Genomic DNA, 15,163 nt, shown 5'->3' with positions numbered 1-15,163 from the left:
CAGCGTAGTTCGCCGCATCCCGACCGTTAAGGGGCGGAGTTCCGTATGGCGGGATTGTTGTGGGAACAGACGGATGGCCGACAGATGGCGTAGCGGCGTCGGCCGGTGCGGCGCCGGACGGCGCTCGCGCGGCGCCCGCGGAGCGCCACGGGGCGCGTGCCCCGGGCGTGTGGCCGTGCGCCCGGCCGTGCGCTCTCGCCCGGTCGGCGGGGGAGCGCTTCCATGAGTTCTGCGTGGGTCGGCCCACCCGGCTGTGGACCGGTGGGCTGGGGGATTCCGTCGCCCCATTCCCCGCGGGCGGCGGACGGTTCCGGGAGGCGAAGCGCGCCTCCCGGACTGCCGAAGATCCATGGCGCCGTGTCCGCGCCATCGAGAATGGCCGAATGACGACGGTCGGCGAGGCAGTGGCAACTGGCCCATGCCAGGGGCGCATTCGCGTTTGCGCGCGCGACCCCGGAGCCCCCTCCGCGCGCTGTTGTCGTGGCAGCATGTTCCTCCACTGAACAGACGTGGAGGCGCCGATGCGATGGCTGGTGGGCTGGAGCAGTGTCGCCGCGAGCTTCGGGCCGACAGGTACGGCCGGTGCCGTGGGCAGCCCGACAGCCGAGGGGCGCACGGTGCACCCGGTGGGCGCGCAGCTGCTGTGGGGTGACCCCGACCCGCTGTGGGCGGTCGGCGACTGGCGCCCCGACGAGGTCCGCGTGATCGCCATCGACGGGCACACCCGCCTTGCCGTACTGGGATGTTGCGCCGCGAGCGACGAGGAGCTGAGGGTCGGGCTGCTCACCGCGCGCGGGGGCGCGCTGCGCCATCTCACCGCCTGGGCCGGCAGCTACACGGCCGTGGTGCAGGTCGGCCGCCGGATCACCGTGACCGGTGATCTGGCGGGCGCGCGGCCGGTGTTCCACACCCCATGGGCGGGCGGCACGGCGTACGCGACGGCCGCCCTGCCCCTCGCGGACCTCATCGAGGCCCAGCTCGACATCGGGCATCTGGCGGCGCTGCTCGCCTGCCCGGAGACCCCCGAGGCGCTGCGCGACTCCACCCCGTACGAAGGGGTGAAGCGGGTGCCGCCCGGGCACGCGCTGATCCTGCGCGAGGGTTCGCGCGAGATCACCGGCTACGAAGCGGTGGCCTCCCTCGCCGTCGCCGCGGCCGAGGTCGAGCCGCGCCGGGCGGTGGAGGGTGTACGGGACGCGCTGATCGACGCGGTACGGGCCCGGCTCACCGCGCCCCGGCACGCACCGGAGTCGCCCCTTCCGGACCCGGGCCCCGTGCCCGGCATGGGGCCGGCCGAGCGGAGGGCGGCCCGGGGCGGCGGTCCGGCGCCCGGTATCGGCGCGGACCTGTCGGGCGGCAGCGCCTCCGGAACGCTCGCGCTGCTCGCGGCCGGTCTGCCGGGGGTGCCCGGGACGATCCTCGGGCACGGCACGGGCGCGGGGGAGCGGCTGCTCGCCGTCACCTTCAACGACCTCACCGCGCCGGGCGGTCCGGACCGCGAGGACGAGCTGGAGCGGGCCCGGGCGATCGCGGCGAACCCCCGGCTGCACCATGTGGTCGTGGCGGCGGGCGAGGAGGCCCTGCCGTACGCGGAGCTGGACGGGCCGCTGACCGACGAGCCCGGCCCTTCCCTGGTCGTCGCCGACAGGCACCGGCGGCGGCTCGCGGGCGGCAGCGCGGACCACTTCACGGGCCTGGGGGCCCGGCAGGTCCTGGACGCGCACCCGGCGCGCCTCGCCGATCTGCTGATGGACCGGCGGCGCAGATCGCTGCTGCGCCCGGTGACCGCGCTCGCCAAGGCCACGGGCCCGTCGGCGGGTTCGCTGCTCGTCCCGCTGACGGTCTACCGCGCGGCGCGCCGCCTCGCCCGTACCCCGTACCGCTCCGGCATCGAGGAGGCGGCGACGCGGCTCCTCGAGGCGAACCGGCCGGGGCCGGGGTCCTTCGTCGGCCCCGTGGAGGCGTCCCTGTCCGCGCTGACCTGGTCGCGTCCGGGCCCGGCGGCCCGGTGGCTGACGGGCGAGGCGCTGGCTGAAGTATCGGTTCGCCTGACCCGGGCGGCGACGCTGCCGACATCGGTGCAGCGGCCGGGGGAGGCACGCGCGCGTGCGGCGCTCGCCCGCGCGGCGGCCGACCACCGGATCCTGGAACAGGCGGCCGAGATCCGCGGCCAGCGGCTGCACGCCCCGTTCCTGGACAACCAGGTCGTACGCGCCTCCCGTGACCTCCCCGAATCGCTCCGGGTCCAGCCGGGCGCCCGGGCCCTGGTCCTGCGCACGGTCCTCGCGGGCGCGGGCATCCACGACCTCCCGCCGGGCTGGGGTTCGCCGAACCCCGCGGTCCCGGCCGCGGCCACCCGCGCGGGCCTGCGCGCCGCGCTCCCGCACCTGATGGCCCTCTTCGACGCCCCGCTCCTCGCGGACGCGGGCCTGATCGAGGCCCGCGTGGTCCGCAAGGCCCTCCACGCGGCCGCCGACGGCGACCCGGTCCCCCTGGACGGCCTCGCCGACCTGGTCTCCACCGAACTCTGGCTCCACCGCCTCCTCGCCCGCCGCGGCACCTGCTGGACGGGCACGGCGGCCCCGCGCCGTCGCGCGGCGGTGGTGGGCCCGCTGATCCCGGAGAGCAGGCGCTCCCTGCCGGCGTGAGGGAGGCCGGCGCAGCGGAACGGAACGCGCGTTCGGGTGAATGTCCGCCGGCCCCCTCCTCGGCCGCCGACCCTCCGGAGAAACCCCGAGGCGTCCCGGGGCACCCCCGGGGACAATGGCGCGCGTGCGGTATCTGATCCTCGGCTCCACCCTCGCGCTCGACCCCGGCGGCACGCCCCTCCCCCTGGGCGGAGCCCGGCTGCGCGCGCTGCTCGCCGCGCTCGCCTCGCGCGCCGGGCGGGCCGTTACCGTCCCCGAACTCGTCGACGACGTGTACGGCGACGAGCCCCCGCACGACGCCCCCGCCGCCCTCCAGGCCCTCGTCGGGCGGCTGCGCCGCGTGCTGGGCAAGGAGGCCGTCGAGTCCCTGCCAGGCCCCGGCTACCGCCTCGCCGCGCGACCGGACGACATCGACCTGTACGTCTTCGAGGGCCACGTCCGGGACGCCGGCGCCCGCCTCGACGCCGGCGACCCCGAGAGCGCGGCCGCACTCCTCCGCACCGCCCTCGCCCTCTTCCGCGGCCCCGCGCTCGCCGACCTGCCCGCCCACGCGCGCGTGCGCCCCGAGGCGCAGCGGCTCGCCGCCGTACGGCAGCGCGTCGAGGCCGACCTGAGGCGCGGCGCCGTCGACGGACTCGTACCGGAGCTGTCCGAGCTCACCGGCGCGTACCCGTACGACGAGGGCTTCCGCGCCCAACTCGTCCGCGCCCTGCGGGCCGAGGGCCGACAGGCCGACGCCCTAGCGGCGTACGAGGACGCCCGCCGCACGCTGGCCGAGGGCCTGGGCGCCGACCCGGGCGCCGAACTCGCCGCGCTCCACCGGGAACTGCTCCGCCCGGCCGAACCCCTGCCCCCGCGCGAGACCGGGAACATCCGCCCCCGCCTGACCTCCTTCGTCGGCCGTGAACCCGAACTCGCCGCCCTCCGCGCCGACCTCGGCCGTTCCCGGCTCGTCACGCTCACCGGCCCGGGCGGTTCCGGCAAGACCCGCCTCGCCGAGGAGGTCGCCCTCGCCCTCCAGGACCGGACCCCGCCGACGACCCCGGCCCCGGCTCCGACAGCCCCGAGGCCCCCGACGGTCCCGGCTCCGACGCCCCCGACGGTCCCGACGGTCTCGGGGACCCCTACGGCCCCGACGGCCCCGACGGCCCCGACGGCCCCGACGGCCCCGGGGGTCTCGGCTCCGACGGCCTCCGGTCATCCGATGCCGACGGCCGCCCCGGCCCCGGCGGAGACCGACACCCCCCTGGCCGCCTGGCTCGTCGAACTCGCGCCGCTCGACGATCCCACCGCCGTGCCCGGAGCCGTCCTCTCCGCCCTCCGGCTCCGTGAGACCCACCTGATCACCCGCGAGGGGCAGCCCCTCCACGACGACCCCACCGACCGTCTCGTCGAACACCTCGCGCCCCGCCCCCTCCTCCTCGTCCTCGACAACTGCGAGCACGTCGTCGACGCCGCCGCCGCCCTGGCCGAGACCCTCCTCACCCACTGCCCCCACCTGCGCGTCCTCGCCACCAGCCGCGAGCCCCTCGGCGTCCCCGGCGAAACGGTCCGCCCCGTCGAACCCCTTCCGCCCGACCCGGCCCACCGCCTCTTCGCCGAACGCGCCCGCGCCGTACGCCCCGACTTCGGCCTCGACGACACCTGCGGCGGCCTCGGTGCCGTGGAGGAGATCTGCCGCCGCCTCGACGGCCTCCCCCTCGCCATCGAACTGGCCGCGGCCCGGCTGCGGCTGCTCACCCCGCGGCAGATCGCCGACCGGCTCGACGACCGCTTCCGCCTCCTCACCACCGGCAGCCGCACCGTCCTGCCCCGCCAGCAGACCCTCCGCGCCGTCGTCGACTGGTCCTGGGACCTCCTCGACGCCGACGAGCGCACCCTGCTGCGCCAGGTCTCCGTCTTCGCCGGCGGCTGGGACCTTGCCGCCGCCGAGGCCGTCGCCGTCGCGCTCGCCCCGAACGCCGCCGACGTGCTCGGCGCGCTCGTCGACAAGTCCCTGGTCGTCGCCACCCCCGCCGACGACGGGGAGATGCGCTACCGGCTCCTGGAGACCATCCACGAGTACGCCACGGAGCGGGCCGCCGAGCGCCCCGACCTGCGCGCCGCCGCCGAGGCGGCCCACACCGCGTACTTCACGGACCTCGCCGAGCGGGCCGAGCCCCTGCTGCGCTCCGGTGAGCAGCTCCCCTGGATCCGGCGGATCGAGACCGACCTCGACAACATCCGCGCCGCCCTCCACCGCACGATCGTCACGGTCCCCGACGAGACCGCCGCCCACCGGCTCGTCTTCGCGATGGGCTGGTTCTGGTGGCTGCGCAACTACCGCCCCGAGGGCCTGATCTGGACCGAGCGCACACTCGGCCTGGGCGAGGACCCCGACGATCCCGAAGACCCCCGCTACTGGCCCCGTATGCGGCTGCGCATGCTGTCCTTCTTCCTCGCCGTCGAGAACCGCAGCGTCGCCGACCTGCGCGACGACGCCGAGGCCATCGCGCTGGTACGACGGGTGCGTGACGCCTTCGGCGAGCGGCCGGGGCCCCCGTCGGCCGACTTTCCCGGGTTCCTGTGGCCCTTCACCGCGTACGTCACGGAGGACCACACCGTCATCCGCGCGATGCTCGACACCGCCGTCGAGAACTGCCGGCGCCACGGCGGCGAGTGGGAGATCGGTGTCATCCTGATGTTCCGTACGCATCTGGTGATCGACATGCCCGGCGAGTTGCAGGGCGTCGACGAGGACCTCGCCGAACTGCTCGTCCTGTCCCGCCGGGTCGGCGACCGCTGGATGCGGGCGCAGGTGGCGAGCGCGGCCGGCGAAGCGCACATGATGCGGGGCCGGCAGGCGGAGGCGGCGGTGGCGTACGAGGAGGCCCTCGGCCTCGCCCGCGAGGTCGGCGCGCACGCCGAGGCCCCGTTCCTGATCGCCCGCCTCGCCGAACTCGCCTACCGCTCCGGTGACGTGGCAGGCGCCGAGAGGGGCCTGGACGAGGCCGAGTCGGAGGCCGCCCGCCATCACGTCAAGGACACGGAGCCGTTCGTACGGTTCATGAGGACCGCGATCGCCCTCCAGCGAGGCGACGTACGGTCCGCCCGCGAGCACCTGGACTCGGCGAAACGGCTGGTTCTCATGGGCAGTCCGCCGCCACACTTCAACGCGGCCGTGACCGGGCTCTCCGCGCGGGTCTCCGCGGAGGAGGGCGGGGGCGCCGCGGCGGTGACGCAGGTGGCGGACGCCCTGCGCGCCACGCGACAGGACCACTGCGCCGACTTCATCACGGCCCAGCTGGGGGAGACGGTGGCGGCCGTACTCGCCCGCCAGGACGGTGCGCTCGCGCTCGCGGTCCGGGTCCTCGCCGCCGTCGACACCTGGCGCGCCGCGATGCCCCGCTCGGTCCCCGAACTCCGCGATGCGGAATCCCTGATGACCCGGGCCCGCGCGGAACTGGGCGAGGCCGCCACCGCGACGGCGTACGCCGAGGGCGCCCCGCTGACCCTCGACGAGGTGATCGCCCTGGTGGAGGCCTACGAGTCGGAGCTCAGGCGCAGCTGATGCGGGACTGCGCCCAGTCCGCGACCGCGACCCGGCCGAACGGGGTGTGCTCCTCCACGACCAGGCGGATCGTCCTGACTCCCGTGAGGCCCACATGGACCGGAACGGCGGGGTCGCCCGGCCGGAGGACCTCCGAGCGCCAGAGCCGCTCACCGTCTCCGTGGACGGCGAAGCGCACGCCGCCCACACCGAGCGGCGCGCTCAGGCCGTCGATGCCCACGAGCGCGTCATAGCCGGAGCACTGCCGGTTGAGGTCGATCACGAGCGCGGACGGCGCGTGCACGCTCACGCCGTGCGCGTACCGCGTGCCGCCCGTCGACAGGCCGTCGCGCTGCCACATCCAGCTGCTGTCGCCGATCCGTACCTCGGGCTTGGTGCCGTCGCCGAAGACGCCGTAGTCCAGCTGGTTGACCTGGTAGACGGCGGGCGGGGCGGGTGGCGGCGGGGGCTTCGGCGGGGTCGGCTTCGGTGTGGGGCTCGGCTTCGGCGGCGGGGTGGGCTCGGGCGTCGGCTCGGGGGCCGGCGCGACCGACGGCTTCGGTGCCGGCTTCGGCGACGGTGTCGGCTCGGGTGCCTGGACGACCGGCGGGGCGGGCGGCGGCGGGGGCTTCGGCGGGGTCGGCTTCTGCGGCGGCGCCGGCTCCGGCGGTACGAGGGGGGCGACGGCCGGTGGCGAGGGTTCGGGCCGCGCGACCGGCTGCGGGTCCCCGGAGAGTGCCCACACCAGACCGGCGGTCGCCGCGACGGCCACGGCGGCCGCGATACCCGCCTTGGCGGGGGCGCCGAGCCCCTCGGCCGCGGCGGCGGAGGACGCCCCGGCCGAACTCGACGAACCGGCACCCGTCGCGGCGGCGGCCGCCCCGGCACCGGCGGCGCCCGCGACCCCGCCGGCCATGACACCCGCGGCCTTGAGGGAGTACCCGGCGGCGAACCAGCCGATGACGGCGACCGGCAGCAGAGCGGGGATCCCGGCGTTCACATGGGCCAGCTCACCGGCGGCGAGTCGGCACTGCACGCACTCCTCCAGGTGCTTGCGCAGCCCGCGTTCGGCCCGCACCCGCAGGCCCCCGCGCGCGTACGCGCCGAGCCGGTCGGCGTAGCGGGCGCAGTCGCCGCCCGCGGTGAGCGACTGGCTGACGTGCGCCTGGAGGTAGGCCTGCTTGAGGCCCTCGCGGGCCCTGCTGGCGAGCACGGCCGTGGCGTTGGCGGTCAGCCCGAACAGCGGCGCGACCTCGCTCGGCGACTCCTCCTCGACGGTGGTGTGCCACAGCACGGCCTGCCACCGCTCGGGCAGCGACCGGAACGCCTGCATCGCCAGCGACTGTTCGGCCTCGTGCATGGCCCGGACGTCGGCGCCGAGGTCGAGCGTGTCCTGGTCGGAGACCTCGGAGGTGCGGCCGGCCTGCGCCGCGAACACCGCGAAGTCCTCGACCAGATGCTCCCGCCTCTGGGTCCGTGTCCAGTTCGCCGCGACCCGCCGCACCGTGGTCAACAGGTAGGCACGGACGGCCTGCTCGGGCCCCGCCCCGCCCCGTACCGCCTGGAGCGTGCGGGCGAACACCTCCGCTGTCAGGTCGTCGGCGGTGTGCGCGTCGCGGCAGCACGTCCGGGCGTAGCGGCGCACCGCCTCGGAGTGGCGGCGGAACAGCTCTTCGTACGCGCTGTCGTCGCCGTCGCGCATCAGCTGGATGAGATCGGCGTCGGAGGGCGGCAGTTCGACCGGCGGCGGCAGGACGGTGTCGTGCGTGTCGGCGGCCACGGCCGAAGCGGACACCGACCCCCCGTGCTCACGCTGCTGCGGCACAGTCGGCTCGGCGGGTCCAGCGGGTCCAGCCGGTCCGGCCGAGGGCCCCGGGACGGGTCGGCCGGAAGTTCCTCCGGGTCCGCCCTGGTTGGGCACCTGGCGGGCGGGAAGGTCCCCGGTCTCCGTGGTGCCGCCGTTGCCCAGCGGCTCGTCCCGACCGTCACCGCTCATCGCGGAAGCCCCCGTACGCACGCTCAGACCCGAACACCGGGCAAGCGTGCCACAGAGCGATGACGCGCTGAACCCTCGCGTCCACTTACCACTCGTCCGGGGCGACTTCCTGTATCCGGGCGTAACCGCTCACATGTTCGTGCCATGCTGAACGGTCCGCCCGGACCGGTCCTTCACCTCCGGACGCGAACTACCGCGAGCGCAGGCCCTCCAGGAGAATGTCCAGGAGCCGTGCCGAGGCCGCCGCCTGCTGCGCCGCGTCCGGCAGCGCGGGCGCCGCCGTGGCTATGACGAGCAGAACGTCCGCCACGGTCACGTCCGCCCGCAGTTCGCCCGCCTCACGCGCACGGTCCACGAGCTGCCCGACGACCTCCAGGAGCGCGGCCGCTCCGGTGTCGTCCTGCTCGGCCCCCGACCCGGCACGCGGCGCGACCACGCGCGGCGCGGTCTGGTCGGCGAAGCCCCGCTGGTGCGGCACCCGGACCTCGTCGCCCGCGGCCTGCGCGGGCAGCAGCAGGTCGTCGACGTCCACGCCCACCCGCAGGATCTGCGGCGGCAGCAGCCGCCCCGCACCCGAGGCCACCGAGGTCCGCAGGAACCGGGAGAGCGCCGACCAGGGCTCCTCCTCCTGCCCGAGGGCCGTGCGCGCCTGCTCGGTCAGCCGGGCGGTCTCCTCCTCGGCTATCCGGCGCACCAGCACGTCCTTGCTCGGGAAGCGGCGGTAGACCGTGCCCACCCCGACCCGGGCGCGCCGCGCCACGTCCTCCATCGGCGCCCCGTAACCGAGTTCGCCGAAGACCTCGCGCGCCGCGCGCAGCACGTGCTCCAGGTTCCGCTGCGCGTCCACGCGCAGCGGCGCCGACCGGCCGATCGCCGTCGACGATCCCGTGCCCGCACCCGTCGCTGTGCCCGTACCCGTACCCGTACTCACGCCCGCATGACGTCCGTCGAGCGAACCGTCGGTGGTCCCGACGACGGCCTGCCACCGCGAATCCTGCATGTGCATAAGCGTTCCCCCGCTCATGATGTCTCCCCCCGGAGACTTCCCCGCCCTGACACGGGCCCACGGACCTGCGTGCAGCGCTCTGGTCCATGCGCTGCGATCCAATACCCCGACGAGGTACGAACATAGTTGAGTCGAGGTCAATTCAGAAGGGGGAGTTCCGTACGGTGCGCCCCCCGATCGGAGCAAGGGCCTGAACTCTCCCGATTCCGGTCTGCCACGCCACCCCCCACGCCCACTCTGACCTGCATGGTTCCCGCTGTACCCACCCTGTGCGCCACCCCGCACCCCCGCGCACCTCCGGTCACACAATTTGCCGGGGCTGTGGACAAACCCCGAACGGCGTTGCGTCATGGGACAGTGACCGAACCTGCGCGCATTCTCGTTGTCGGCGGTGGCTACGTCGGGATGTACACCGCGCTGCGCCTGCAGCGGCAGCTCAAGGCCGAGCTCAGAAGCGGTTCCGTCGAGATCGTGGTGGTCACGCCCGAGCCGTACATGACGTACCAGCCGTTCCTGCCCGAGGCCGCCGCCGGCTCGATCTCACCGCGCCATGTCGTCGTCCCGCTCCGCCGCGTCCTGGACAAATGCCGCATCACCATCGGCGAGGTCCACGCCGTCGACCACGCCAAGCGGACCGCGACGCTCTCCACCCTCGCCACCGAGGAGGAGGGCAGCGGGAACATCGAGCTCACCTACGACGAACTGGTCATCGCGCCCGGCTCGATCTCCCGCACCCTCCCCGTCCCCGGCCTCGCCGACTACGCGATCGGCTTCAAGACCGTCGAGGAGGCCATCGGGCTGCGCAACCACGTCATCGAGCAGATGGACATCGCCTCCTCCACCCGCGACCCCGGCCTGCGCGACGCCGCCCTCACCTTCGTCTTCGTCGGCGGCGGCTACGCGGGCGTGGAGGCGCTCGCCGAGCTGGAGGACATGGCCCGCTACACCGCGCGGTACTACCACAACATCAAGCCGGAGGACCTGAAGTGGGTCCTGGTCGAGGCGTCGAACCGGATCCTCCCCGAGGTCGGCGAGAAGATGGGCCAGTACGCGATCCGCGAGCTGCGCGGCCGCAACATCGACGTACGTCTGGAGACCCGGCTCGACTCCTGCGAGGACCGCGTCGCCGTCCTCAGCGACGGCACCCGATTCCCGACCCGGACCGTCGTCTGGACCGCCGGGGTGAAGCCCGCGCCGGTCCTTTCCTCCACCGACCTGCCGCTGAACGAACGCGGCCGGCTCAGGTGCACCGCACGACTGACCGTCGAAGGCGTCGAACACGCCTGGGCCGCCGGAGACGCCGCGGCCGTCCCCGACATCACGGCGGACGAGCCCGGAGCGGAGTGCGCGCCGAACGCCCAGCACGCCGTACGCCAGACCAAGGTGCTGGCCGAGAACGTCGCCGCCGCCCTGCGCGGACAGCCGCTCAAGGAGTACGCCCACACGTACGCGGGCTCGGTCGCCTCCCTCGGTCTCCACAAGGGCGTGGCCCATGTCTACGGGCGCAAGCTCAAGGGCTATCCCGCCTGGTTCATGCACCGCGCCTACCACCTCAGCCGCGTCCCGACCTTCAACCGGAAGGCCCGCGTCCTGGCCGAATGGACCCTTTCCGGCCTGTTCAAGCGGGAGATCGTCTCGCTCGGCTCGCTGGAACACCCACGCGCCGAATTCGAACTCGCCGCCGCGCCCCCGCCCCCCAAGAACGGTCCCAAGCCCGGCTGACACCGATGTCAGTGCGGTCGGTCACACTGGACGTGTGACCATAGGTGGGCTCACACCTGCACAGAGTGACTCAGCACGGCCAACAAACCACGAGGCATACAGATCCGTGAACTTCACCCGTTGGAGCGCCCGACTCCCCGGCACGCAGCGCCGCACGGCGGCGCGGGGGACCGAAGGCGCCGTGCCCGCGGCCCGCGGTGAGTACGAGCAACAGCCTGAGCCCCTCCCCGACGAGGTCCCCGCACTGGAGGACTTCTCCGCACGGGAGATCATCGGCCGCCTTCCCGGCCTCGTCGCGCTCGCGCACGGCCCCGAGCACCGCATCGCCTACGTCAACGACGCCTACGCCGCCGCCTTCGGCCCCCGCCCGGCCGGGGCCACCGTCGCCGACGCCTGCCCCGAGGCCCACGAGCTGGGCCTGCTGCCGCTGATGGACCAGGTCCTGCGCAGCGGCAAGCCCCGGACGGTCAAGTCCCGCAAGACCCAGGACGGCGGCTCGTACACGGTCACCTGCCTGCCGGTGGAGTCCCCGCGCTTCGAGGGCGGCGGCGTCCTCGTGCACGCCGCCGACGTCACCGACCACGCCGAGGCCGCCGAGCGGCTGCGCGCCAGCGAGCGCCGGCACCGCGAGACCGCCGTCACCCTCCAGCGCTCCCTGCTCCCGCAGGAGCTGGAGCAGCCCGACGACCTGCGCATCGCCGCCACGTACCAGCCCGGCGGCACGGACGCGGCCGTCGGCGGCGACTGGTACGACGTGATCACCCTGGGGGCGGGACGCACCGCACTGGTCATCGGCGACGTGATGGGCCGCGGGGTGCGCGCCGCCGCCGTCATGGGCCAGCTCCGCACCGCCGTCCGGGCCTACGCCCGGCTCGACCTGCCCCCGCACGAAGTGCTCCAGCTCCTCGACGGCCTCGCCGCCGAGATCGACGCGAGCCAGATCGCCACCTGCGTCTACGCGGTCCACGACCCCAACGAGGGCAAGCTCGTCTACGCCTCCGCCGGCCACCTTCCGATCCTCGTCAGGGACGAGGACGGAACGGTCCGCCGCGCCGAGGACCCCACCGGCCCCCCGCTGGGCACCGGCGGCTGGCTCCACACCTCCGGCGCGATCGCCCTGCCGCCCGGCTCGACCGCTGTCCTCTATACGGACGGCCTGGTCGAACGCCGTCGCGAGGACATCGACGAGGGCGTCGCCGCACTGGAGCGCGCCCTGTCCGGTGCACTCGGCACCCCCCAGGTGGTCTGCGACCGGCTGCTGCGCTCGCTCGGCGTCACCGCCGAGCACGACGACGACGTCGCCGTCCTCGTCGTCCAGCACCCGTCCCGCAAGGGACCGGACGCGGAGCTGTTCCACAACGCGGCCCTGGAGCTGCTCGGGGGAGTGGAGGCGGCGCCCCGCGCGCGTGCCTTCGCCTCGGGCGTCCTCTCCAGCTGGCGCTTCCCGGTCGAGCTGCGCGACCTCGGGGTCCTCGCCACCAGCGAGCTGGTGGCCAATTCCCTCAAGCACGGCACCCCGCCCATGCGCCTGAGACTGCGCCGTACGGACCGGCGGCTGATCATCGAGGTCACGGACGGCGACGACCATCTGCCGCGCCGCCGCAGGGCGGAGACGGAGGACGAGGCGGGCCGCGGGATCTCGATCATCGCGACGATCGCCTCGTCCTGGGGGAGCCGCCGTACGCCGGGGGGCGGCAAGGCGGTCTGGTGCGAGTTCGCCCTGCCCGACTAGGGCGTCAGACGGAGACGCTCTCCTTCTCGGGCACGTGCTGGGCCACGACCCGGGAGGTCTTCGTCGCGAGCGACGGCTGGTCCTGCACCGGCGTGAGCTGCCTGCCCAGCCGCAGCGCCAGGAACGTGATCCCGAGCGAGAAGAGCACGAAGGTCACGATGTACGGCCCGTGCAGTGCGGCCCCCATGGGCCCGCCCACGGCCGGACCGACGGCCAGCGCGAGCTGCTTGACCAGCGCGAACGCCGAGTTGTACTGACCGACCGCCGACTCCGGCGCGAGGTCGGCGACCAGCGGCGCCACGGTCGGCGACAGCATCGCCTCGCCGAGCCCGAACAGGGCGTACGTGGAGACGAAGGCGGCGGTCGCCATCGCCTGGCTGCCGTGCCCGAGCCCCGCGTAGCCGGCGATCACCCACGCCACGGCCCAGATCAGACCGACGGCCGCGATCACGCGGGACCGGCGGCGGCGCTCGACGAAGCGCAGCACCACGAACTGGGCGACGACGATGACGGCCGTGTTGGCGGCCAGCGCGATCCCGAGCGTCGACGGCTGGATGCCGGCTGCCTCGGTGCCGTAGGCCGCGAGACCCGACTCGAACTGTCCGTAGCAGGCGAAGAACAGCACGAAGCCCAGGACGCACAGCTGCACCATGGCCTTGTGGCCGAGCAGTGCCCGGACACCGCCGCCCCTGGAGGCGGCCGGCCGGGTGTCCTGCAGGGCGGGGGAGCCCGGCATCCGGACGGTAAGCACGATCCCGGCGAGCACGAGGAACATGACCGCTTCGATCGAGAAGAGCAGCAGGAAGCTGCCCGGCCGGCTCTCGTCGACGAGCTGGCCACCGATCAGACCGCCGACACCGAGCCCGAGGTTCTGCAGGAAGAACTGCATGGCGAAGGACCGGGTCCGGCCGGCCGGGTCGGAGCACCAGACGATCAACGTCGCGAGCGCCGGCTGCATCACGGCCGTACCGGCACCGAGCAGCGCGGCCGAACCGACGACGGTGGGCACGCTGCCCGCGAGCCCCATGCCGAGCGCGCCGAGCGACGCGAGGACGGCGGCGACGAGGAGGACGGGGGCCGGGCCGCGCCGGTCGATGGCGCGTCCGCTGAACGGCAGGACGACGAGTGCGGCCATGGCGAAGACGGCGAGCACGATGCCCGCCGTGGTCGCGCCCAGGTCCCGCACCTGAGCCACGTACACATAGAGGTACGGAACGGTGAAGCCGAGTCCGAACGCGCTCAGCGCGCTGCCCGCCTGGATCCGGCGCATCGCTGCACCCATCGCCTTGGTCACACTCACCCACTTCGATCAGGGAGCTTCAGGCCTTCAGACCTGTAGGCCTGAGCTCTGAAGACTTCAACACTAAAATTAGATCCTTAACAATACACATGGAAGGACTTCAACGCCAACGGCGGCCGTGGGATACTCCCCGCATGTCCGACAACCCCGAGCAGTCCGGCCCGCGCCCCCCGCAGGAGCCGACCCTCGACGAGCAGATCGCGGCCTATCAGCGCGAGTACCGGGACCTCGACCCCCAGGTCGAGAAGGTGGTCTCCGCCCTCGGCCGGCTGAACCGTCGCATGAACGTGGCGTACGGTCGCCAGCTCGCCGACCTGGGCATCAGCAACGCCGAGTGGGAGGTCCTCAAGACCCTCGTCCTCGCCGGAGCCCCCTACCGGCTCGGCCCGGGCGAGCTGGCCAAGCGCCTCGGCCTCACCCCGGCGGCGATGACCCACCGCATCGACCGCATGGCCGGCGAGGGCCTGGTCACCCGCGACCGCGACGAGACCAACCGCGTCCGGGTGATCGTGGAGCTGACGGACGAGGGCCGCTCGAAGTGGCTCGAGGCGATGCGCATGGCCACGGACTTCGAGGAGGAGCTCCTCCAGGACCTGACGGGCGAGGAGCGCACGGGCTTGGGCGACATGCTGATCCGTCTCCTCCGCAGGGTCGAGCACACCCAGCCGGACGCGGGCGGCCGGCTCACGGACCTGGACTGACCCGGCCCGAGAGCGTCACCGGCCCGGGGTTGACACGCCCCCGGCGTATCCGTAGTGTTCTCCGAGTTGTCACGGGGCCGGAACGGTTCTGCGACAGCCACTCCCGCCGCTGATGCGGCACCTCTACTCAGCACGATCTCCCAGCCGGGACGAATTTCGGCATGCCGAAATTCATTTCGAATGGCTCGATTATGAGCCGCCCGGGAAATCCGCTAGAGTTTGAGCGTCGGAACGGCCCAACAGCCGCGAAGACAACTCCCGCTGACTGGGAATCAGGCCCGAAAGGATCTGATAGAGTCGGAACCGCCGGAAAGGGAAACGCGAAAGCGAAGAACAGCCCGGCAGCCCGCTCCAGCGGGTGGCAGAAACGGAAAACGGATCTGCTAAGCTGGAAACACGAAAGACCGAAGGGAAAAGCCCGGAGGAAAGCCCGAGAGGGTGAGTACGAAGGAAGCGTCCGTTCCTTGAGAACTCAACAGCGTGCCAAAAATCAACGCCAGATTAGTTGATACCCCGTCCATCTTCGGAT

8 protein-coding genes are annotated in these 15,163 nt (G+C 73.7%); 5 read left to right on the top strand and 3 right to left on the bottom strand.

What is annotated here, in order from left to right; translation table 11 throughout:
• Nucleotides 1-521 precede the first annotated feature (521 nt).
• Together ACZ3OF_RS15590 and ACZ3OF_RS15585 are read left to right on the top strand one after the other, a co-directional pair.
• Nucleotides 522-2,648, top strand: a complete 2,127-nt coding sequence (locus ACZ3OF_RS15590) for an asparagine synthase-related protein (protein WP_361670662.1) — start codon at nt 522-524, stop codon at nt 2,646-2,648.
• Nucleotides 2,649-2,772: 124 nt separating this feature from the next.
• Entirely contained in the window at nt 2,773-6,198 is a 3,426-nt protein-coding gene (locus ACZ3OF_RS15585) for an ATP-binding protein (protein ID WP_467305000.1), read from the top strand.
• Here the strand turns inward: ACZ3OF_RS15585 and ACZ3OF_RS15580 are convergent.
• Nucleotides 6,185-8,173, bottom strand: coding sequence for a sigma-70 family RNA polymerase sigma factor (locus tag ACZ3OF_RS15580; protein ID WP_467304998.1), 1,989 nt, complete (start codon nt 8,171-8,173; stop codon nt 6,185-6,187). The genes ACZ3OF_RS15585 and ACZ3OF_RS15580 overlap by 14 nt on opposite strands.
• A gap of 190 nt (nt 8,174-8,363) precedes the next feature.
• Nucleotides 8,364-9,179 carry a TetR/AcrR family transcriptional regulator gene (locus ACZ3OF_RS15575; RefSeq protein ID WP_467305392.1) on the bottom strand — a complete coding sequence of 272 codons (816 nt, stop codon included), beginning with the start codon at nt 9,177-9,179 and terminating at the stop codon, nt 8,364-8,366.
• Between the two features lie 357 nt (nt 9,180-9,536).
• On the opposite strand from ACZ3OF_RS15575, the gene ACZ3OF_RS15570 reads away from it, so the two are divergent.
• Together ACZ3OF_RS15570 and ACZ3OF_RS15565 are read left to right on the top strand one after the other, a co-directional pair.
• Nucleotides 9,537-10,901, top strand: coding sequence for an NAD(P)/FAD-dependent oxidoreductase (locus ACZ3OF_RS15570; RefSeq protein ID WP_361670671.1), 1,365 nt, complete (start codon nt 9,537-9,539; stop codon nt 10,899-10,901).
• A gap of 106 nt (nt 10,902-11,007) precedes the next feature.
• On the top strand, nt 11,008-12,633 hold the full coding sequence (locus tag ACZ3OF_RS15565; protein ID WP_361670674.1) for an ATP-binding SpoIIE family protein phosphatase: 1,626 nt from the start codon (nt 11,008-11,010) through the stop codon (nt 12,631-12,633).
• Between the two features lie 4 nt (nt 12,634-12,637).
• On the opposite strand, the gene ACZ3OF_RS15560 is transcribed toward ACZ3OF_RS15565, so the two are convergent.
• Nucleotides 12,638-13,915, bottom strand: a complete 1,278-nt coding sequence (locus ACZ3OF_RS15560) for an MFS transporter (protein ID WP_467305390.1) — start codon at nt 13,913-13,915, stop codon at nt 12,638-12,640.
• 152 nt (nt 13,916-14,067) lie between these two features.
• Between ACZ3OF_RS15560 and ACZ3OF_RS15555 the strand changes: the two genes are divergently transcribed.
• Nucleotides 14,068-14,634 carry a MarR family winged helix-turn-helix transcriptional regulator gene (locus tag ACZ3OF_RS15555; RefSeq protein ID WP_361670676.1) on the top strand — a complete coding sequence of 189 codons (567 nt, stop codon included), beginning with the start codon at nt 14,068-14,070 and terminating at the stop codon, nt 14,632-14,634.
• Nucleotides 14,635-15,163 lie beyond the last annotated feature (529 nt).

Source organism: Streptomyces sp. NPDC022552 (assembly GCF_055561875.1).
This window is presented reverse-complemented; position numbering and strand designations above follow the sequence as displayed.